The following is a 21,146-nucleotide window of genomic DNA, read 5'->3' as shown; positions in this document are numbered from 1 at the left end:
AAAGCCCAAGCTAGTCATCCACTCAGATCAAGGGTGGCATTATCAGCAGGCTCAATACCGTCACAAACTTGCCGCACGAGGTGTGAAGCAGAGCATGTCCCGCAAAGGCAATTGCCTGGATAATGCGGCGATGGAAAGCTTCTTCGGCACGCTCAAGTCGGAGTTTTTCTACCTGAATCGCTTTGAGAGTGTCGAGGAACTAAAAGCGGGACTGGATGAGTACATTCACTACTACAACCATGACCGCATCAGGCTGAAACTCAATGGCCTGAGCCCTGTGAGCTACAGGACTCAGACCACTGGCTAAAACTGTCCAACTTTTGGGGGGCAGTCCAATCTGTGGGAGCTGGCTTGCCGGCGATGGGCCGCAAAGCGGCCCTGCTGTCAGGCCTGCTTCACTTCACGCATCGGCTTGCCCTTAACCGGTGCATCGCCTGCCACATAGTACTTGGCAGTGCTGCGCGCCAGCGGCTTGCGGCCACGGATCTTGTCGGAGATTTTCTCGGCGATCATGATCGTGGTGGCGTTGAGGTTGCCGGTGATGATCAGCGGCATGATCGACGCATCGACCACGCGCAGGCCCTTCATGCCGTGCACACGGCCTTCGCCGTCGACCACTGCCATGTCATCGGTGCCCATCTTGCACGAGCAGGACGGGTGGAAGGCAGTTTCGGCGTGCTCGCGGATGAACTTGTCCAGTTCTTCGTCGGTTTGCACGTGGGCGCCCGGGCTGATTTCGCGGCCACGGTACGGGTCCAGCGCCGGCTGGGCCATGATTTCACGGGTCAGGCGGATGCCGTCACGGAATTCCTGCCAGTCCTGCTCGGTGGACATGTAGTTGAACAGGATGCTCGGGTGCTGGCGCGGGTTCTTCGACTTGGCCTGGATGCGACCACGGGCAGGCGAGCGCATGGAGCCCATGTGCGCCTGGAAGCCGTGTTCCTTCACGCCATTGGAGCCGTTGTAGTTAATGGCGACCGGCAGGAAGTGGTACTGAATGTTCGGCCACTTGAACTCAGGGCGGGTACGGATGAAACCGCCAGCCTCGAACTGGTTGCTGGCACCGATGCCGGTGCCGTTGAACATCCACTCGGCACCGATGGCCGGTTGGTTCCACCACAGCAGCGAAGGGTACAGCGATACTGGCTGGGTGCAGGCGTATTGCAGGTACAGTTCCAGGTGGTCCTGCAGGTTTTCGCCTACGCCTGGCAGGTCGTGCACCACCGGGATGTCGAGGCTTTCCAGCAGGGCACGCGGGCCGACGCCGGAACGTTGCAGCAGCTGTGGCGAAGCGATGGCGCCGGAGCTGACGATCACTTCCTTGCGCGCACGGGCTTCAACGCGCTCTTCGCTGTCGCCGACCAGGTAAGTCACGCCAACGGCGCGCTTGCCGTCGAACAGCACGCGGTCGCTCAGGGCGTGGGTGACGATGGTCAGGTTCGGGCGCTTCTTGGCCTGGTCCAGGTAGCCACGGGCAGTGCTGGAGCGGCGGCCGTTCTTGGTTACCGAACGGTCCATCGGGCCGAAGCCTTCTTGCTGGTAGCCGTTCAGGTCTTCGGTGCGCGGGTAACCGGCTTGTACGCCGGCCTCTACCATGGCGTGGAACAGCGGGTTGTTGCCAGCCTTTGGCGTGGCCACGCTGACCGGGCCTTCGCCGCCGTGGTAGTCGTTCGGGCCGATGTCGCGGGTTTCGGCTTTACGGAAGTACGGCAGGCAGTCCAGGTAGGTCCAGTCTTGCAGGCCTGGCAGCTCTGCCCAGCCGTCGAAGTCCATGGCGTTGCCGCGGATGTAGCACATGCCGTTGATCAGCGACGAGCCACCCAGGCCCTTGCCGCGGCCACATTCCATGCGGCGGCCGTCCATGAACGGCTCCGGGTCGGTCTCGTAGGCCCAGTTGTAGCGGCGGCCCTGCAGCGGGAAGGCCAGGGCGGCTGGCATCTGGGTGCGGAAGTCGAAGCGGTAGTCGGGGCCACCGGCTTCCAGCAGCAGTACGGTAACGCCGGCGTCTTCGGTCAGGCGGGTAGCCAGGGTGTTACCGGCCGAGCCGGCACCGACGATGATGTAATCGAATTCTTGGGACATGAAAGTACCCTCGTGTTGGCGGTGATCAGGGAGCGGGAACGCCCGTGCGCGGGGGCACGGGCGTGGCTGGACAGGGCCTTAGAAGACCGAGTTGTAGCCGCCCAGCTCGACCTGGACCGACTTGATGCGGGTGTATTGAGCCAGCGAGCTGACGCCGTTTTCACGGCCGACGCCCGACTGCTTGTAGCCACCGACCGGCATTTCGGCCGGCGATTCGCCCCAGGCGTTGATCCAGCAGATACCGGCTTCCAGCTTGTGGATGATGCGGTGGGCGCGGGTGATGTCGTTGGTGCACACACCGGCGGCCAGGCCGTACTCGGTGTCGTTGGCGCGACGGATCACTTCTTCTTCGGTTTCGTAGGTGAGGATGCTCATCACCGGGCCGAAGATTTCTTCCTTGACGATGGTCATGTCGTCGGTGCAATCGGTGAACACGGTCGGGGCCACGAAGGCGCCCTTGGCGAAGTCACCGGCAGTCAGACGCTCGCCACCGCACAGCACACGGGCACCTTCTTCTTTGCCCTTGGCGATGTAGCCCAGCACGTTTTCCATGTGCGGGAAGCTGACCAGCGGGCCGAAGTTGGTGTTTTCGTCTTCTGGGTTGCCAACGCGAATGCGGGCAACGCGCTCGGCGATCTTGGCTTCGAAAGCCGCTTTCATCTCGGCAGGGATGAACACGCGGGTGCCGTTGGTGCACACCTGGCCCGAGCTGTAGAAGTTGGCCATCATGGCGATGTCGGCGGCCTTGTCCAGGTCGGCGTCGGCGCAGATGATCAGTGGCGACTTGCCGCCCAGTTCCATGGTGACTTCCTTCAGCGAGGAGCTGGAGGCGCTGGCCATGACCTTCTTGCCGGTGGTGGTGCCGCCGGTGAAGGACACTTTTTCAATGCGTGGGTGCTCGGTCAGCCAGGTGCCGACTTCGCGGCCGCTGCCGGTCAGTACGTTGAACACGCCGTTCGGCAGGCCGGCTTCGGTGTAGATCTCGGCCAGTTTCAGGGTGGTCAGCGAGGTGACTTCCGACGGCTTGAAGATCATCGCGTTGCCAGCGGCCAGGGCCGGGGCGGACTTCCACAGGGCGATCTGGATCGGGTAGTTCCAGGCACCGATACCCACGGTGACGCCCAGCGGCTCGCGACGTGTGTAGACGAAGGACGATTCGCGCAGCGGGATCTGCTCGCCTTCGATGGCCGGCACCAGGCCTGCGTAGTATTCCAGCACGTCGGCGCCGGTGACGATGTCGACGTAGCGGGTTTCGGAGTACGACTTGCCGGTGTCCAGGGTTTCCAGCATGGCCAGCTCGTCGTTGCGCTCGCGCAGGATGTCGACGGCGCGGCGCAGGATGCGCGAACGCTGCATGGCGGTCATTGCAGCCCAGACCTTCTGGCCGCGCTCGGCGCTTTCCACAGCCTTCTCGACGTCAGCCTGGGTGGCACGCTGTACGTGGGCGAGGACTTCGCCGGTAGCCGGGTTGATGGCTTCGAAGGTGGCATCGCTGCCAGCGTCGACGTAAGCGCCATCAATGTAGAGTTTTTGCGTTCCGAAACGGGCCATAGTGTCCTCGCAAGTGCAGTGTGTGGTTTGGCTTGCGCGTCACGCTCCAGCCGGGTTGGCAAGGGCCGTGCGCGGTTGTTCAGCGGCCTGGTCGTTTGTACCCAGGGTGTGCTGTTTAGCCAGTTGTAGATCCATGTATTCGTAAGCAATCCGTATCGCCTGGTCGGTGTCGAATGCATCACCCGACAGGGCACCACGCAGCCACAGGCCATCGATCAAAGCTGCCAGGCCGCGGGCTGCCTTGCGCGCATGGTAGAGCGGCAAGGCGCGGCGGAACTGGCAGCACAGGTTGGAATACAAGCGGTGGTCGTTGATCCGCTGCAACCTGTGCAAATCGGGCTGGTGCATGCTGGAAGCCCAGAAGGCCAACCAGGTTTTCATTGCCGGGCCGTTCACCTGGCTGGCATCGAAGTTGCCCTCGATGATCACTTTCAGGTGGGCGCGCGGGCTGTCGTCCGTCAGGGCCTGGCGACGTGCTCGAACACCTTCGTTGAGCATGTTCATGATGTAACCCATCGTCGCTGCAATCAGGCCGTTCTTGTCCCGAAAGTAGTGACTGATGATGCCGTTCGACACACCGGCCAAACGGGCAATCAGCGCAATGCTGGCGTCCCCCAGACCGACCTGATCGACCGCCTGCAACGTGGCTTCGATCAACTGCTGGCGGCGGATGGGTTGCATACCGACCTTGGGCATCTTGCTATCTCCTCAGGCCTGCGAGCAGACGACGGGCGGCTGACTCGGCGAAGGCCAGTCTATTTTGTTTTGATTGAACGTTCAATCAATAAAGAATAAGCTCTGCGACAATTTGTGCCATTGACAGTTTTTCAAGCGGTCGAGAAGGCACGAGTTGACACCCCAGGAAATCGCGTAACCCCCGGAATACAAGGCGTTGACGGGCATGAGCGATGCGAAATGCAGATTCTGCCGTACGGTCACTGGCCCTGCGACAGGCCCTTGGAGCGGGCGGGGTGATCTGTGACGAATGCGCGCACCTCAGCCGAGGCGTGGCATTTTCAGCAGGCCACCTGTCTGTTTTTTTGCAACGTATCGATTCGGGATCACGGTTTCCAGGGTGCTTTTATAACACCTGATGCAGTGGGGATATTCCACCAATTGCTCGGGAAAGACTGATTAGCCTCCACAGCCGTACTGCCCGGAGCATTCGTGCAATGAGTTCTGCCTCACTTACCAAGCCCCCCGCCGAGAGGGTACGGGTCAACCGCGTGGTGTTCTTCACCTCCGCGCTGATGATCCTTGTTCTGACTGCCTTGCTGATCGCTGTACCCGAAACCGCCGGCCAGGTGCTGGGCGTGGCCCAGAAATGGCTGACGCGCACCTTTGGCTGGTACTACATGCTGGTGATCTGCGGTTACCTGCTGTTTGTCGTCTACCTGGCCTTCTCCGACTACGGCAGCCTCAAGCTGGGCGGCAAGGACGACCAGCCGGACTTCAGCTACGGCGCCTGGGCCGGCATGCTGTTCTCGTCCGGTATCGGTATTTCGCTGCTGTACTTCGGCGCTTCCGAGCCGCTGGACCACTACTTCAACCCGCCGGAAGGCACCCCGGCCAGCCTCGAAGCGGCGCGCCAGGGCCTGCAACTGACCTTCCTGCACTGGGGCCTGCACGGCTGGGCAATCTATGCCCTGGTCGGCCTGGCCGTGGGTTACTTTGCCTACCGCCACAACCAGCCGCTGGCACTGCGCTCGGCGCTGTACCCGCTGGTGGGTGAGCGTTGGGTCAAGGGCGCTGCCGGCAACGCCGTGGACATCTTCGGCATGTTCGTGACCCTGCTGGGCCTGGTGACCAACCTGGGGATCGGCTCGATGCAGGTGTCCTCCGGCCTGGAGTACCTGTTCGGCATGGACCACAGCAAGACCAACCTGCTGGTGGTGATCTTGGTCATGGCCGGTGTGGCCACCGTGGCGGCGGTGTCGGGTGTGGAGAACGGCATTCGCCGCCTGTCCAACCTGAACATCATGCTGTTCAGCGGCCTGCTGATCTTCGTACTGCTGGGTGGTGAAACCCTGCACCTGCTCAACGGCTTCGTGCAGAACATCGGCGACTACCTCAACGGCATCGTGCTGAAAACCTTCGACCTGTACGTGTATGAAGGCGAGGCGGGCAAGTCCGAGCGCTGGCTGGGCCTGTGGACCGTGTTCTACTGGGCCTGGTGGATCTCCTGGGGCCCGTTCGTCGGCATGTTCATTGCCCGTATCTCCAAGGGCCGCACCGTGCGCCAACTGGTGATGGGTGTGCTGCTGATCCCGCTGGGCTTTACCCTGGCCTGGCTGTCGATCTTCGGCAATACCGCGCTGGACCTGGTGATCAACCAGGGCGCTGTAGAACTGGGCAAGACCGCGTTGGAACAACCGTCGATGTCGATCTACCAGCTGCTGGAATACTTCCCGGCAGCCAAGATCGTGATCGGTGTAGCGGTGTTTGTCGGTTTCGTGCTGTTCCTCACCCCGGCCGACTCCGGCGCGGTGATGATGGCCAACCTGTCGTGCAAAGGCGGCAAGGTCGACGAAGACGCTCCGCACTGGATGGTGGTGTTCTGGTCGGTGGTTATCACCCTGGTCACCATTGGCCTGCTGTTTGCCGGTAACTTCGAAGCCATGCAGACCATGGTGGTGCTGGCGGGCCTGCCGTTCTCGGTGGTGCTGGTGCTGTTCATGTTCGGCCTGTACAAGGCCATGAAGCAGGACGTGGCGGTAGAAAGCGAGCGCGCCGAGCTGGCCGCCCGTGGCCGTCGTGGCTTCAGCGAGCGCCTGACCCAGCTGGAACTGCAGCCTACCCAGGCCGTGGTGCAGCGCTTCATGGACAAGCAGGTCAGCCCGGCGCTGAAAGAAGCGGCCGCGCAACTGCAAACCCTGGGCTTCGAAGTGGAAACCCGTGTTGGCCAGTCGCGTAACATGATGGGCCTGCGGGTGATGATGGACGAGGGTAACCCGTTCGTTTACGAAGTAAGCCTGGACGGCTATATGGCCGCGCCGAGTGAGGCGCCGGTGGAAGGCGAGCCGGAAGTGCGCCAGCGCTTCTACCGTGCCGAGGTCTACTTGCACGATGGCAGCCAGGAGTACGACCTGATGGGCTTTGCGCCGGAGCAGATCGTGCGGGATGTGCTGGACCAGTTCGAAAGCCACCGCCAGCTGCTGGGGCGTGTGTATAGCTGACCCTGAACGGGTTGGATGAACGAAGGGCCTGTTTTCGAACAGGCCCTTTTTTTATGCGGTCAGGTTCAAGCCCCGCTTTCTTCCAGCAAATCGGTGCGATGCGCCGAGCGTTGCTCGATCAGGTCGATGGCAACGCTGCACACCTTCAACGGCAATTTCGAGGCTTTGACCACGATGTGCTCCTGGCGCAACAGGCGGTAGCCTGCCGGGTCTTCGCAGTCGGTCGTGTCTGGCGCTCCACGCTTCACTCTGTAGAACAGCACGCCTGGTTCTTTATGCCAGGACAAGCTGATGTTTCCGTCCTCAAAGGCCTCACGGGTGACCTGTGCGGTAGGCTTGCCCGGTGGCAGCAATTTAAGCGCGATGCTGAGGCTGTTGGCCATGAGCGCATGGGAGGGGCGTTGGTCTGCAGACTGCACACCCATCAGGCACAGATAGTGTGTGCCAGGCTCAGGCCCCACTGCATCATTGATCAATGCCTCGCTGGCGAGGATGGTGCCGCTGTATCCGGTCGGCTCTTCACAGGCCAAGGCATCGGCAGCCAGCTTGTAGCGATAGCGCGGCGTGTCGATGTTGAAAGCAAAATTCCAGGTGGCTGGCTGCAAAGTGCCGTCATCCAGTGTGCGGGCTTTGGTGGAGGTTTTGAACGCGCTGTCAGGGCGTTGCTCAAGCTGGAAACCCGGTACCAGGTTGCAACCGTCCAGGCCCAGATCGACCTGGCCCGCCGCGAAACAGCCAGATATACGGTGTACAGGAATAGAACCGGCTTCATCGCCCTGGAGGCTGTTGATGACGCTGGTCAAGCGGCCAAGGTTGGGGTCGAATACCGGGCTACCCGAAACGCCTGTGCCAAGCCCTTGGCAGTCGTTGTTCCTGACATTGCGCCATACCCAGCTGCCCACACTTGCGGTAGGTGCATACCATTCCGAGCATTTGGAAAGCCTTAACCCATTGTCTGTCGACGCAGAGGGCTCGCCGATAACCCAGACTGCTGCGCCTGAGGCGGGTGAGGCGGGTGAGGCGCCGAGTTTCAACGGGGTGATTCCCAAGGCCAAGAGCTCATCGAGGGTGGCGTCTAGCTCAAGCAAGGCAAGGTCGGCACCCTGCGTGCTGTTCCAGACCGTGCGTTTCAAGGGGCGTGTATGGCGCTGTCGCACTGTGTCGGTGAAGTAATTGAACTGGATGCTGCCCTCTGCGGGCTGGTCGACAAGTATCTTGCCATTCACACCGCCAGCGCAGTGGCCGGCAGTCAGGACATAGGCCGGGCCGTTCGGGCCCGCCAGGGCGTCATGTGTATCAAGCAGGGTGCCTATGCAGCGCTTGCCCGCCAGTGACAAACGCCCGATGCCTGTCCACTGAGCATTCTCGCCATTGCTGTTGGTCAAGGTGACAGGAGCAGTGGCCGGCGTACGTTGGGCTGCACTGTCGTTGCCTGTGGCATACGCCTGGGTACCGAGTAGTGCGCAGCTCAAGGCGATCAATAGGGATGGTTTCATCTCGAACCTCCTTTGAAATGGAGGTAACAGGGTGCAGAGCTGTTGGAAGGCCAGGCAGTAAATAGGTATGAGCCTGCAATAAGTAGCACCGGGGGCGCTGGTAATCGCGCAAGGCTTTCTGCTCACTCAAGAGGAAGTTATTGGCATGCCCCACTCCGACACATTCACATTTGACTTCAGGCGCGCTGCTGCCCAGCAGTTTGGCGAGCGTCCCACCTTGCGCCAGGTGGTGAGCGAGCAGTTGCTCAAGCTGTTGCTTGCAGAGCTACCGTGGCTAGCCTATGTGCAACCCGGTTTGCCGTCCGCCGATGCGCTGGCACTGGAGAGTCCGGCGCCGGGCTTGTCCTACTGGACCACTCAGCCACTGGTCGACCAGGTTCTGCAGGCCATGCTGGAGACTGGCTCGCTCGACCTGGAGCCGCTTGGCGAGCGCCACTACAACCTGGGCCTCAGTGAGCCCTATCGCTTCGCCGGCGCCAAAAGCCAGTTCGAGTCCCGGCAGATCAGCGGCCTTACCGGCCCACTGAACGCACTGATCGAGCAGTTGCCGCAGCACTTTTGTGAGGCACAACTCGATTTCTGGCGTGGCCAGGGGCGCACCGGCACCAGCCGCGACCAATGGCTGCAGTTGCTGCTGAAGACGGCCCTGTTGCGTGGCCTGCCTCTACAAGGCCTGGATGCTCAGGAGCAGGCATGCATCCGTGGCCTGATACGCGGTGGTGCCGACCAACCGAATGTGAGCTTCGTGCAAGCCCGGCTGTCGAAGGGGGAAAACCATTCGGATGAAATGCTGAACCATCTGTTGGTGACGGGGGAGTGGGATGAACGTCAGGTGGTCTTATGGTGTGCGCCTTCCGGCCAAGTGCACAGCTTTGCGTCGTTGGCCGAGTTTGCCTTGGCCCTGCGTGACGACCTTGCTCGGCACTACAGCTTCGATGACATGACCTGGCAACGTTACCCGGTTGAGGGCAATGCCTTTGCGCAACAGGTTGCACAGCTGCTCGAAAGTGTGTTCGACAGGGTTGCGCGGGTGCGCTATGGGCGCCTGGCCGATGTTGCAGCGCTAGAAAAACTATTCGCCGAGCTGAGCGATCCGGCGCAGTGGTTCGTCACCTACCTCGACGACACGTCGGCGGTAACACCTCCTCCTGGCGTTTCGGCACGTTCAGGCTCCGGCGCCATTGCCTGCCATGGCGCCTTGCTGCAACTGGCGATCGACCAGTTGGACGCCGAAGGTGTCGGTGCGCTGGATGGTGTCCAGAGCCTGCACACCTACGCCCGTCAGCGCTTGAGTGAGCAGATGCTCAAGGCGCATGCCGACGACACATCGCCGGACGACCTGGTTCTTGAGTTCTACCTGGCGCAAGGCGTGCCCGGTGGTGCCGGGGTGGGAGCGGGAGGCGGCGAGCCCTTGGCCCTGGAAGGCGAGAAGACCCTGACCGAGTTCGCTATCGGCAACCTGAGCGCACTCAGCCAGGCTTCGGTCATACGTATTCGCCATGCTCGTGGGGCACAGGTACCTGAATGGCTGGATGCCAACGCCGCGAGGCGCTTGGTAACCCAGGTGGATATCGGCGGCACCTACCCTCGCTATGTCGCCGGTTTGCTGGACGACCCGCTCACCCGTGAGCAGCGGGTCAAACGGTTCGGCCGGGAGTGGCGCAGCACTCTGCGCTTCAGCGCGTTGCAGGGCAAACTGGATGGCAAGCTCACGGAGACGGGATTGCAGTGCGTCATGACGTTCTGTGCAGGCCATGACGACCCGGAAACCCCTCGAATGGTCCTGATGCCGCTGACCTTCAGGCGTCAGCCAGGCTCCCATCGGTTTGATCGGGTGCGAGGCATGTACCTGTTGTTCTGCGTCGAGCCGGCGCTGGTATTGCTGTACCGCCCGCTGTTCAAGCAGGACACGCTGCGCGAGTACGCGAGCCTGAGTGCGTTGCTTGAGCACATACAGGATTCGTCTCTTCTGCAAGCGAGCATTCTTGAGTGGTTGGAACCTGAGGTTCGGCATATCTATGACAATGGCGGCTTCCGTGAGCCGCATGTCAGCAGCGTGGGCATCGACCCTTACAGCTTGCCTGAGCCTGTGGTTGCGCCGGTCATTCATCCGCAGTTCTGGCGTACTGGCCTTGATGACAAGCTCTACAGTGCCAATCGCGACCTGCTCGTCGAAATGGCCGATCTGCAGTCCACGTCCAATGTGGAGCGTCGATGGGAAACCCTGTGCCAGGGCGCCTGGCTGCTGTTCGATGTGGTTACCCTGGTGCTACGGGGGCCGGTGGCGAGCGTGGCGTGGCTGGTGCAACTGCTGGCGTCCCTGCAGAACGATTTGCTTGCCCTTGAACAGGGCGGGGAATTTGATCGTTCCGCCGCGATAGCGGATTTATTGATGAACCTGGGCATGGTGCTGATGCATGCACGGCAACCGGGCCTGAAACCCGGCACATACGGGCAGCTTCCCGACCTCGCCAACTTTGAAAGCGTCTCTATGCAGCGTGGCGCATTTGCCGAAGTCTCGGTGACACCCACTGGCGGAGTGCCGCAGGCGATCGGCGCGTTAGCGGCCTTGCCGGAGCGCCGGCTGGACTTGTCCTGGCGTGGCAACCACGGCTTCAACTGGTTGCCACCCACACAGCGCCAGGCGCTGCGAGCCATGCGCTCAGGCGTACATTTCGAAGCCTCAGACTTGCAAACTCAGGGACAGGCTGCTGGCCTGTACCGGGTCCAGGGCCAGCTCTACGCCGTGATGGGCGGGGATGCTTACCCGGTCGACGTATCGGTGGGGGGCGTGCGTGTTCTGGACGGTAAAGGCGGCCATGGGCCGTGGTTGATCAATAGAGACGGGGGGTGGCGGGTTGACGGCACGCTACGTCTTGCGGGTGGCATGCGCAAGGGCGGCATGCGCGAAAAACTTGCCGAGCGCTTCAACAAACTGGTTCACGCTATCAACCAGCATGTCGATCAGGTCAATGAAGTAACCGAAAGATACACGGGGCTTCAAGGTGAGGTTAAAGCGTTGCAGAGTAAAACGGCCAAGCTGAAGGCCCTTCGGGACAAGGAACAGCTAAAGCTGGACACTGCGCACGCTGAAGATGACATGGGGGCTTCTGCAAGGCTTGTTGAGCAGTACGATGCGCGCCTCGCCGACTGGACATTGCAGCTCGCTGACAAACGCGAAGCAGCCGTACGATGCCTTGAAGAAATTGTGCGATATGACAGTGAAAAGTTGGCCAATCTCGAGACCATGCTTGAACCCAAGTTTACGGCGCAGCGAAGAAAAGGATGGGACGCTCAGTTGGCCACGCAGAAACGTACCGCTCTGATCAACCAGATAGCTAATAACGATTTCATCATCCACGAGTTGTGGCACTTGGCAGAGTATCCGCAGCTGGTTGCAATCCAGGACGCGGTCAATGGGCGGCCATTGCTGCAGGTTCATGAAGAGTACCTTGCATACCGCCGTAAGCTGGAAAGCGTTGTGGCATTTGAGGATCGGATTCTGCTTGCACATGAGCTCCTCGATGCGGCGGTAGTTGAGGCACCCGGTGAATGGGTGATCAGCAGCGAAGGCGAAGCGGTTGTTCGAACGGTCGACTCACTGATCGCCAAGCGTACCTTCAGTACGGTGCAGTACCGCTTCCATCAGGCATTGAATTTTGCAGGCCTGGCTTTGCACGCGGACTCTGTCAGTGGTCAGCGCAGCATCCGCATGTTCAAAGAGGAGCTGGCGGGGCGCGCCTTGCGCAATGCGGCGGGCGCGCACGGAACACTCGATTTTGCCAACCTGCCAGTCGAGGATCGAATCACCATTCTTCAAGACGCCTGGGACAGGTATGCAGAGGCCCTGCTCAACAGCGCGCGTATTCGTAAAGAAGGTGGGGCCCTGATCGAGGTTGCAATGATCGACCGCTACCGCACCGAGCTGGAAAAGCTAAAGCGGGATGCCGGTTCTCGTCTGGTCGAGGCATTCAAGGAGCAAGACGGTGTCAGCGCTCCGCCCCGGCGGCTTGCTTACTTGCCATCCAGCAAGCCGCAGTTCGTGGTGCGCAACGTCGAAGGGCAGCTACTTATCGGTAACGTACTCTCTGAAGGCGGGCGCAGGGTGCTTGAGGTGAACGAGCCATTCGGTGGCAAGGCACTGGCCCACTTTGAGTGGGAGGCGGGGAAGTGGCGTGAACGTAACCAACAGCAGGCCCAGGCGGATGCAGAGCCGGTCGATACGGCTGATCGTGTGCAGGCCTTGCTGGATGAAAACGAGCGGCTCATCCGTAAAGCGGACGAATATATTGGCAGTGATATCAAAGGCACCTTGCTTGCACAGCTGTTCGACCGCCAGTTGGTTGTGCTCGACAAGGCAGCCGTATCACCTGGTAACGCTGCCATTCGCCTGAAGGACGCGGCGGCCAGGCTGCGGTCGGAGAAAACCCTGAAACTGACTGCGCTCTACACCGGTACACGTTACCCAAGTGCCGAAGCACTCAAGTTCATGCATGAGCAGGAGTTGATCAAGGTGGAATATGTCAGCCCAAGGAAAACCATGAGCGATGGCAGTGCTTTTGACGAGTACAAGATCATGCTTGTGGCGCAGCCCGGTGCGAAGCCAGGGCGGACACTGTGGGTAGCGCACTTTCACATGCCCTCCGTTGACGCACTGCCACGGGCGTTCACGCGGGGCCACCTGAAAACCTGGCGTCAGCGACATATGGGTGGGCGTGAGGAAGGTGGGTCGGGTTATCGCGTGCACCGGGGTGAACTGACGCTGGAGCAGGCAACCGGCATCATCCCGTTCGATTGACGCCGTCAGCGGTTGCTGTATCGGCCATGGCTGCCATGTGCGGGCATGGCCTGGTTACCCCGTTCGGCGATCATCTGCGGCAGGCCGATCAACGTGATGCCTTGGGCCTTGAGTCTCGGTAGCTCGCGCTCAAGCACGTCCAGCGTTTGCGGGTAAGGGTGCCCGATCAGCACTGCGGATCCCTGCCGCTGAGCCAGCTGAACGGCCCGGCTCAGTTGCCCCATGATGGCCGCTGTGGTGCGTTCGTCGTCCAGAAACACGTCCCTTGAGACGTGGGCAAGCCCCACTGCCTGCGCCTGCGCGGCAGCCACCGTCGCGGCGCTGGTACGGCTGTCGACGAAGAACAGGTGTCGTTGCTGCAGTTCACCCATCAGCCAGGTCATGGCATCACGCTGGGCGGTCATTCGGCTGCCCATGTGGTTGTTGATGCCGGCGGCGAATGGCACCTTGGCCAAGGCTGCGTCCAGCCTGCTGGCCAGGACCGGCAGCGGCAACTCGGGGTGCCAGGCATAGGGACCGGTCGCAGGGTCCATCGGCATGTGCAGGATCACCGTCTTGCCAGCTTTGTGTGCCTGACGAGCGAAATCGCTGGCATGTGGGGTGTCGGGCATGATCGCCATGGTCACCGGGCCGGGCAGGGCGAGGGTGCGGCTGTCCCGCTCGGTGCTCTGGCCCAGGTCGTCGATGATGATGCTCATGTAGACCTTGTTGGCCGGTGCCGCTTGCGCGACCCCTGCCAACACGCAGAACAACAGACACAGCAGATACCGCATAGGGTGAATCACTTGCCTGAGGTGATGTTCAGCCCTTTGAGCAGGCTCAGCGCCTGGCTCAACTGGAAGTCGTCATCCTGTGGGCGCTCCTTGCGCTTGCTGCTGCCAGTCGGGCGGTCGGCGCCGCCGTTGCCGTTGCCCAGGTGGCCCTGCAGGTCGGCTTCCTTGAAGTTGTCGGTGTCGACTTCAGCGGTGAGCTTGGCCGGGCGCACTTCGATATCGGGGACGATGCCCTGGGCCTGGATCGAGCGGCCATTGGGGGTGAAGTACAGCGCGGTGGTGAGCTTCAGGGCGCGGTCGTTGGCCAGCGGCAACACGGTCTGCACCGAACCTTTGCCGAAGCTGTCGGTACCCATCAGCACAGCGCGTTTCTGGTCCTGCAGGGCGCCGGCGACAATCTCGGAGGCCGAGGCACTGCCGCCGTTGATCAGCACCACCAGTGGCACGCCTTCGCTGGCGTCGGCCGGGTCGGCGGAGAAGCGCAGTTCGGAGTTGGCGATGCGGCCTTTGGTGTAGACGATCAGGCCCTTGGTCAGGAAGTGGTCGGCCACTTCCACTGCCGATTGCAGTACGCCGCCCGGGTTGTTGCGCAGGTCCAGCACGACCCCGCGCAGCTTCTTGCCGTTGTCCTTGCGCAGCTTGGCCAGGGCCTTGCCCACTTCGTCGCCGGTCTTGACCTGGAACTGGGTGATACGGATGTAGCCGTAGTCATTTTCCAGCAGCTGGCTCTTCACGCTCTTGACCTGAATGACCGCGCGGGCCAGGGTCACGTCAAACGGGTTGCCGCCGTCGCGCACCAGGGTCAGGGTGATTTTTTCGCCGACCTTGCCGCGCATCTTGTCGACCGCCTCGGTCATGGTCTGGCCGCGGGTCGGGGCGCCGTTGATCTTGACGATCAGGTCGCCGGCCTGCACGCCAGCCCGTGAAGCCGGGGTGTCATCGATAGGCGAGACCACTTTGATGAAGCCGTCTTCCTGGCCCACTTCGATGCCCAGCCCGCCGAATTCGCCGCTGGTGCTTTCCTGCAGCTCCTGGAAGTCTTCGGGGCCGAGGTAGGCCGAGTGCGGGTCAAGGTTGCTGAGCATGCCTTTGATGGCATTTTCCAGCAGGGTCTTGTCGTCCACTGGCTCTACATAGGCCGCCTTGATGCGGTCCATGACCTCGGCGAAGGTGCGCAGCTCTTCCAGTGGCAGTGGTGCCTTGGCCGTGACCTCGGTGGCGGGCACTGCGGCGGCCTTGGCCGGCTCTGCAGCGACGGCCAGGGGCGCACCGACCGCCAGGGCGATGGACAGGGCCAGCTGGGTGAGACGAGGCGAGTGCAGCATGTCGAACGAACTCCTGATCCTGTAAGCGCTCCCTGGGGAGCATCGGCGCAGCACTCAGGCTACGCCGTAGAAATTTGACTAGCCCCGGCACCATTGCGAAGGGTCGGTCGGCCGGCCCTGCTGGCGGATGGCGAAGTACAAGCCTGCCGCGTCCTGGCCACCGCTGTCGCCAACGGTGGAAATGGCTTCACCGGCCTTGACGATATCACCGGCGCTCTTGAGCAGGCTCTGGTTGTGGCCGTACAGGCTCAGGTAACCGTTGCCATGGTCGAGAATGACCAGAAGGCCGGCACCGCGCAACCAGTCGGCGAACACTACACGCCCGCCGTGCACCGCACGTACCTGGGTGCCTGGGTTGGCGCTGATCATCACCCCGTCCCACTTGGCACGGGCATCGCTGCCGCGGGCATCACCAAAGCGTGCCAGCAGTCGACCATTGACGGGCCATGGAAGTTTGCCCCGCGCGGCAGAAAAAGCGCCGCCGTAGTTGGCGCCATCGCTGGAAACCATCGGGCCGAGGGTGGTGCGGGCCTTTTTCGGTGGCTCCACCGGCTCCTTGGCCTGTTCGCGGGCAGCGGCGGCGGCCAGGGCCTCCTGCTGGCGGCGTTTTTCCGCTTCCTGCTGGGCCAGCAAGGCTTTCTTGCGCGCTTCCTCGGCTTCGCGGGCCTGACGGGCCAGGGTTTCCTCGATGGTCTTGAGTACTTTGGACAGGTCGGCCTGGTCCTGCTCGCGGGCCTGCAGCTTCTGGTCGCGGTCCTTCATGTCGCCATTGAGCTTGGCCAGCACCTGCTGGCGCTTGCCGCGCTCGGCTTCCAGGGCCTGGCGGCGGCTGTCGAGGTCGGCGCGCTGGGCCAGCAACTGCTCTTGCTGGCTGGCAATTTCCTGCTCGACGTTGGCCAGCTGGCGCAGGGTCTCGTTGAAGGTACGCAGTTGTTCCAGGCGCGCCTTGCTGATGTAGTCGTAATACGTGAGGGTGCGGGCGAACTTCTCGGGGTTCTGCTGGTTGAGCAGCAGCTTGAGGTATTCCTCGCGGCCGTTGTTCTGGTAGGCCGAGCGGGCCTGGATGGCGATCAGTCGCTGTTGTTCAACGCGGGCGCTCTGGAGTTTTTTTTTCTCGGTATCAAGGCGCTCCAGATCGCCCTCGGTCTTTTTTAGCTCTTGCTGCAGTGCCTCCACCTGTTTTTCGAGGTCGCCGATGTCGGTCTCGGTGGCTTTGAGGTCCTTTTGCACGCCGGCCTTTTCTTCCTGGAGCTTGCCCAGCGTCTTCTTGAGCTCGGCAATGTCCTGGCGGGTGGCGTCCAGTTGCTGCTGGGTCTGCGCACGCTCATCGGCAAAGGCCGGGCTGAGCAGGCAAGACAGGGCTAGGAGAATCAGGGCGCGAAGCATGGGGTTTGGCGTACCAAGGATGGAGACTGGCCTAGTATGCCCGCCCGGGCAGGCAAAAAAAACGCCTCGCTGCGGGTGCAGAGGGGCGTTTGTCTGGAATTCATGTGTCATGGGGGCTCAAAGCGGCCCCCGATGCACAGAATCAGGCGTCAACCAGGATCGAGGTGCCGGTCATTTCCACCGGCTTCTCCAGCCCCAGCAGCTTCAGCATGGTCGGCGCCACGTCGGCCAGCACGCCGCCATCACGCACTTTCACGTTGCGCTTGCCCACATAGATGAACGGCACCGGCTCGGTGGTGTGTGCGGTGTGCGCCTGACCGGTGCATTCGTCTTCCATCTGCTCGACGTTGCCGTGGTCGGCGGTGATCAGCGCTTCGCCGTCCACCTTGGCCAGCGCTTCGACGATGCGGCCGACGCAGGTGTCCAGTGCTTCAACTGCCTTCACCGCAGCCTCGAACACGCCCGTGTGGCCGACCATGTCGCCGTTGGCGTAGTTGACCACGATCACGTCGTAGCGCTGCTGCTCAATGGCTTCGACGATGCGATCGGTTACTTCCGGCGCGTTCATTTCCGGCTGCAGGTCATAGGTGGCGACCTTTGGCGATGGAATCAGGATGCGCTCTTCGCCTTCGAACGGCTCTTCACGGCCACCCGAGAAGAAGAAGGTGACGTGGGCGTACTTCTCGGTCTCGGCAATCCGCAGCTGGGTTTTGCCGTTCTTTGCCAGGTACTCGCCCAGCACGTTGTTCAGGCTGGCCGGTGCAAAGGCTGCAGGTGCCGGAATCTTGGCCGAGTACTGGGTCAGGCCGATGTAGGCCGCCAGTTTTGGCAGGCGGGCACGCGGGAATTCGTTGAAGTCGGCTTCGACGAACACGCGCGACAGCTCGCGGGCACGGTCGGCGCGGAAGTTCATGAAGATCACGGCATCGCCGTCTTCGACCTTGACCGCTTCACCAATGCGCGTGGCCTTGACGAACTCGTCGCTCTCGTCACGGGCGTAGGCCGCTTCCAGGCCAGCCAGGGCGGTGTCGGCGGTATATTCGGCGGCGCTGTCGACGATCAGGTTGTAGGCGGCGCTGACGCGGTCCCAGCGGTTATCCCGATCCATGGCGAAGTAGCGGCCGATCAGGCTGGCGATGCGGCCCTTGCCCAGCTTGGCGAAGGTGGCGTCGAGCAGTTCGATGGACGACTGCGCGCTGCGCGGCGGGGTGTCACGGCCATCGAGGAAGGCGTGCAGGTAGATTTTTTCCGCACCGCGCTGTGCGGCCAGTTCGGCCATGGCCACCAGGTGGTCCTGGTGGCTGTGTACGCCGCCATCGGACAGCAGGCCGAGGATGTGCACGGCCTTGCCGGCGCTGGCGGCCTTGTCCACGGCACCAGTGAGCACCGGGTTTTCGAAGAATTCGCCGTCACGGATGGCCTTGGTCACCCGGGTGAAGTCCTGGTACACGACGCGACCGGCGCCCAGGTTCATGTGACCGACTTCGGAGTTGCCCATCTGCCCGTCCGGCAGGCCGACATCCATGCCTGAGCCGGAAATGAGGCCATGCGGCTGGGTAGCGCGCAGGCGGTCATAGACCGGCGTGTTGGCGGCAAAGATGGCGTTGTGTTCGGGGATTTCGCTGTGGCCGAAGCCATCCAGGATGATCAGGACCAGGGGTTTGGGCGTACTCGTCATCAATCAAACTCACGGTTGTTCAAAGATGATAAAGACACGCATTTTAGGGCAAATCCGCCACCAGCGGCGAATATTCGTCCTATTGCCTGACCAGTGCGCCCGATGTAGCAACATGAAGGTACCTTTCCCTCCGGCCTGTCGGGCTTTGGTGGCACTGGGGGGCTGTGTATACTGGCCGGCATTTTCAATCGCCTGGAACACCGCTGATGGTTGCTCACCTGATTCAATTCGCGACAGATCACTACATCCTGGTTGCGATCTTCGTTGTTCTGCTGGTCCTGCTGCTGCTCAATGAAATCCGCCGTGGCGGCCAGAGCCTGACCAACGGCCAACTGACCGCCCTGGTCAATGCCGACAAGGGCCTGGTCGTCGACATCCGTACGGCCAAGGAATACGCCGCCGGCCACATCGTCGGTGCGATCAACATTCCGCAGGACAAGCTGGCCACCCGCATGAGCGAGCTGGACAAGCACAAAGAGAAGACCCTGATCGTCGTCGACGCAATGGGCCAGCAGTCCGGCACCCACTGCCGCGAACTGCTCAAGGCTGGCTACACCGCTGCCAAACTGAGCGGTGGCGTTTCCAGCTGGAAAGCCGATAACCTGCCCCTGGTGAAGTGATATGAAGCCCGTCATCGTCTATTCCAGCGACTACTGCCCCTACTGCATGCGCGCCAAGTACTTGCTTGAAAGCAAAGGCGTGGCCTTCGAGGAAATCAAGGTCGACGGTAAACCGCAGGTTCGCGCCGAGATGAGCCAGAAGGCCGGCCGCACCTCGGTGCCGCAGATCTGGATCGGCAGCACCCATGTCGGTGGATGCGATGACCTCTATGCCCTGGAGCGCGCCGGCAAGCTCGACGCGCTGCTGGCGGCCTGATTTGCACTGCATTCAAAAACATTAGGATAAGGATCTGCCATGACTGACCAACAGACCAACGGCGCTGCTGCAGAAGACAACAGCCCTCAGTTCTCCCTGCAGCGCATCTACGTGCGCGACCTGTCGTTCGAAGCCCCGAAAAGCCCGCAGATCTTCCGCCAGAGCTGGGAGCCGAGCGTCGCGCTGGACCTGAACACCAAGCAGAAAGCCCTGGAAGGCGACTTCCACGAGGTGGTGCTGACCCTGTCGGTTACCGTCAAAAACGGTGACGAAGTGGCGTTCATCGCTGAAGTACAGCAGGCCGGTATCTTCCTGATCGCCAACCTGGATGCGGCTTCGATGAGCCACACCCTGGGTGCGTTCTGCCCGAACATCCTGTTCCCGTACGCCCGTGAGACCCTGGATAGCCTGGTGACCCGCGGTTCGTTCCCGGCCCTGATGCTGTCGCCGGTCAACTTCGACGCCCTGTATGCGCAAGAACTGCAACGCATGCAGGAAGCGGGCGCTGCGCCAACTGTGCAGTAATAGCTGCCGGTATCACGAAAGCGCCTCTCGGGGCGCTTTTTTATTGCCTGTACCGGCCCTTTCGCGGGCACGCCCGCTCCCACAGGAATGATGCAAACCTTGAGGGCGACGCTCTACCTGTGGGAGCGGGCTTGCCCGCGAAGAGGCCAGAGCAGGCTACAGATCAGCTCCCGGCAAACCCATTCTGCCGCCACGCCTCATACACCGTCACCGCCACGGTATTGGACAGGTTCAGGCTACGGCACCCTGGCCGCATCGGCAGGCGCAGGCGTTGTTCGGCTGGCAGGCTGTCCAGCACCTCGGCTGGCAATCCGCGGCTCTCTGGCCCGAACAGGAAGGCATCGCCCGGCTGATACGCCACTTCATGGAACGGGTGCGAGCCCTTGGTGGTGAAGGCGAACAGCCTTGGATTGCCCAGGCTTTCCAGGCATCCGGCCAGGCTCTCATGGCGCTTGAGCGTGGCATACTCGTGGTAATCCAGCCCCGCGCGGCGCAGGCGCTTGTCATCCAGTTCGAAACTGATGGGTTCGATCAGGTGCAGGTGGCAGCCGCTGTTGGCGCACAGGCGAATGATGTTGCCGGTATTCGGCGGAATTTCTGGTTGAAAAAGGATGACGTGAAACATGCACGGCTCCAAGCGTGAAGATGACGGGCATTCTACCCCTGAACCGGACGTGCGTTCGAAGGCCTTCCCACGGATGATGCTGTCGCTGGCGATCGTTGGCGTTATGGTCGGGTTGATGATTGGTCGCCTGACAACGCCCGAAGAGCGGGTGTTGCAGCAGGTGGAGGTGGTGCAGGATGGCTTGGACCTTTGGTTCAATGAAGAACCGCAGCTGCACGGCGAGAACGTGGAAGGGACGGTTGCGTTGCTGTTCCAGGCCCAGGGCAAGGCCCAGCAAGGGCAATTGAGCCTGGCGGGGAAGCCGGTGAGCTGGCGGGTGCAGAAGAGCAAGGAAGGCTTGTTGCTGACAGTGGTGGCCGCGCGTCCCCTGCACGGCGAGTGGGCCGGTGCAGAGGACGCTGGGCGCTGGCGTGTGCAGGTGAAACTGCACGAGTAAAAGAGGGGATATCCCGGCCTGCCTGTACCAGGGTCCCCAAAAGGGGTACTGCGTATTGCGTGTAAAGGGGGGATGTCCCGGCCTGCCTGTACCGAGGTCCCCAAAACGGGCGGTGTTGCAAATAAAAGAGGGGTTCACCCGGCCTGCCTGTACCAGGGCCCCCGAAACTGGGTATGTATTAGGTATTGCAGGGGGCGTGCCAATTTTGCAAAGCCCGTGAATATTGGGCTTTGAGGGGTATTTGGCCGGGTTTTGAGGGGATTTGTGCCTTCGAGAGGTGCAGCGGGCACAGGATCGGTGCATCGGGAGGCTGAAATGGCTGGGGCCGCTTTGCGGCCCATCGCGACACAAGGCCGCTCCCACAGGACGCCGCTCAGTTCAGATGCGGCGCTATCCCTGTGGGAGCGGCCTTGTGTCGC

Annotated in this window: 16 protein-coding genes; 7 read left to right on the top strand and 9 right to left on the bottom strand. The window is 61.8% G+C overall.

Going from position 1 to position 21,146, the window contains the following annotated elements:
• Positions 1 to 307 (top strand): IS3 family transposase (locus tag N436_RS09905; RefSeq protein ID WP_146232677.1); only part of this gene is annotated, 307 nt, incomplete at its 5' end.
• Positions 308 to 384: 77 nt separating this feature from the next.
• Here N436_RS09905 and betA read toward each other — a convergent pair.
• From betA to betI, 3 genes are all read right to left on the bottom strand, one after another.
• Positions 385 to 2,082 (bottom strand): choline dehydrogenase, encoded by a 1,698-nt coding sequence (betA, locus tag N436_RS09900; RefSeq protein ID WP_105946419.1) that lies wholly within the window; start codon positions 2,080 to 2,082, stop codon positions 385 to 387.
• Between the two features lie 78 nt (positions 2,083 to 2,160).
• Positions 2,161 to 3,633 (bottom strand): betaine-aldehyde dehydrogenase, encoded by a 1,473-nt coding sequence (gene betB / locus N436_RS09895; protein ID WP_027614845.1) that lies wholly within the window; start codon positions 3,631 to 3,633, stop codon positions 2,161 to 2,163.
• A 39-nt stretch (positions 3,634 to 3,672) separates the two neighbouring features.
• Positions 3,673 to 4,329, bottom strand: coding sequence for a transcriptional regulator BetI (gene betI / locus N436_RS09890; RefSeq protein ID WP_003259891.1), 657 nt, complete (start codon positions 4,327 to 4,329; stop codon positions 3,673 to 3,675).
• 533 nt (positions 4,330 to 4,862) lie between these two features.
• Between betI and N436_RS09885 the strand changes: the two genes are divergently transcribed.
• Positions 4,863 to 6,809, top strand: coding sequence for a BCCT family transporter (locus N436_RS09885; protein ID WP_230852945.1), 1,947 nt, complete (start codon positions 4,863 to 4,865; stop codon positions 6,807 to 6,809).
• A 65-nt stretch (positions 6,810 to 6,874) separates the two neighbouring features.
• Here N436_RS09885 and N436_RS09880 read toward each other — a convergent pair whose 3' ends face one another.
• A complete protein-coding gene (locus tag N436_RS09880) occupies positions 6,875 to 8,305 on the bottom strand; it encodes a serine protease (protein WP_110740886.1) in 1,431 nt (476 codons plus the stop codon).
• A gap of 229 nt (positions 8,306 to 8,534) precedes the next feature.
• Between N436_RS09880 and N436_RS09875 the strand changes: the two genes are divergently transcribed.
• Entirely contained in the window at positions 8,535 to 13,103 is a 4,569-nt protein-coding gene (locus tag N436_RS09875; protein ID WP_256589905.1) for a dermonecrotic toxin domain-containing protein, read from the top strand.
• 5 nt (positions 13,104 to 13,108) lie between these two features.
• Here the strand turns inward: N436_RS09875 and N436_RS09870 are convergent, their stop codons facing one another.
• The 4 genes from N436_RS09870 to gpmI all read right to left on the bottom strand — a co-directional run bounded on the left by N436_RS09870 (position 13,109) and on the right by gpmI (position 18,265).
• On the bottom strand, positions 13,109 to 13,876 hold the full coding sequence (locus tag N436_RS09870; RefSeq protein ID WP_105946415.1) for a divergent polysaccharide deacetylase family protein: 768 nt from the start codon (positions 13,874 to 13,876) through the stop codon (positions 13,109 to 13,111).
• 8 nt (positions 13,877 to 13,884) lie between these two features.
• Complete coding sequence (locus tag N436_RS09865; protein ID WP_060500663.1) at positions 13,885 to 15,201, bottom strand: S41 family peptidase; 1,317 nt, start codon at positions 15,199 to 15,201, stop codon at positions 13,885 to 13,887.
• A gap of 78 nt (positions 15,202 to 15,279) precedes the next feature.
• Positions 15,280 to 16,587: a murein hydrolase activator EnvC gene (locus N436_RS09860; RefSeq protein ID WP_105946414.1), complete on the bottom strand. Its 1,308-nt coding sequence runs from the start codon at positions 16,585 to 16,587 to the stop codon at positions 15,280 to 15,282.
• Positions 16,588 to 16,729: 142 nt separating this feature from the next.
• Complete coding sequence (gpmI, locus tag N436_RS09855) at positions 16,730 to 18,265, bottom strand: 2,3-bisphosphoglycerate-independent phosphoglycerate mutase (protein WP_105946413.1); 1,536 nt, start codon at positions 18,263 to 18,265, stop codon at positions 16,730 to 16,732.
• Between the two features lie 206 nt (positions 18,266 to 18,471).
• Between gpmI and N436_RS09850 the strand changes: the two genes are divergently transcribed.
• From N436_RS09850 to secB, 3 genes are read left to right on the top strand one after another with little or no spacing between them, the layout of a single operon-like run.
• Positions 18,472 to 18,885 carry a rhodanese-like domain-containing protein gene (locus N436_RS09850; protein WP_105946412.1) on the top strand — a complete coding sequence of 138 codons (414 nt, stop codon included), beginning with the start codon at positions 18,472 to 18,474 and terminating at the stop codon, positions 18,883 to 18,885.
• Between the two features lies 1 nt (position 18,886).
• On the top strand, positions 18,887 to 19,141 hold the full coding sequence (gene grxC / locus N436_RS09845; RefSeq protein WP_003249204.1) for a glutaredoxin 3: 255 nt from the start codon (positions 18,887 to 18,889) through the stop codon (positions 19,139 to 19,141).
• A gap of 39 nt (positions 19,142 to 19,180) precedes the next feature.
• The gene (gene secB, locus N436_RS09840) at positions 19,181 to 19,666 is read left to right on the top strand and encodes a protein-export chaperone SecB (RefSeq protein ID WP_016712467.1); all 486 of its coding nucleotides are present in this window, start codon (positions 19,181 to 19,183) and stop codon (positions 19,664 to 19,666) included.
• 163 nt (positions 19,667 to 19,829) lie between these two features.
• Here the strand turns inward: secB and trmL are convergent, their stop codons facing one another.
• Entirely contained in the window at positions 19,830 to 20,291 is a 462-nt protein-coding gene (gene trmL, locus N436_RS09835; RefSeq protein ID WP_012274606.1) for a tRNA (uridine(34)/cytosine(34)/5-carboxymethylaminomethyluridine(34)-2'-O)-methyltransferase TrmL, read from the bottom strand.
• On the opposite strand from trmL, the gene N436_RS09830 reads away from it, so the two are divergent.
• Positions 20,290 to 20,727, top strand: a complete 438-nt coding sequence (locus N436_RS09830) for a hypothetical protein (RefSeq protein WP_110740884.1) — start codon at positions 20,290 to 20,292, stop codon at positions 20,725 to 20,727. The two genes, trmL and N436_RS09830, sit on opposite strands and share 2 nt — an antisense overlap.
• Positions 20,728 to 21,146: the final 419 nt, after the last annotated feature.

This window comes from Pseudomonas sp. RV120224-01b (genome assembly GCF_003208145.1).
In the GTDB taxonomy this organism is placed as follows: Bacteria; Pseudomonadota; Gammaproteobacteria; order Pseudomonadales; family Pseudomonadaceae; genus Aquipseudomonas; species Aquipseudomonas monteilii.
The sequence above is the reverse complement of the archived record's forward strand: the minus strand, read 5'-3'. Positions and strand labels throughout refer to the sequence as shown.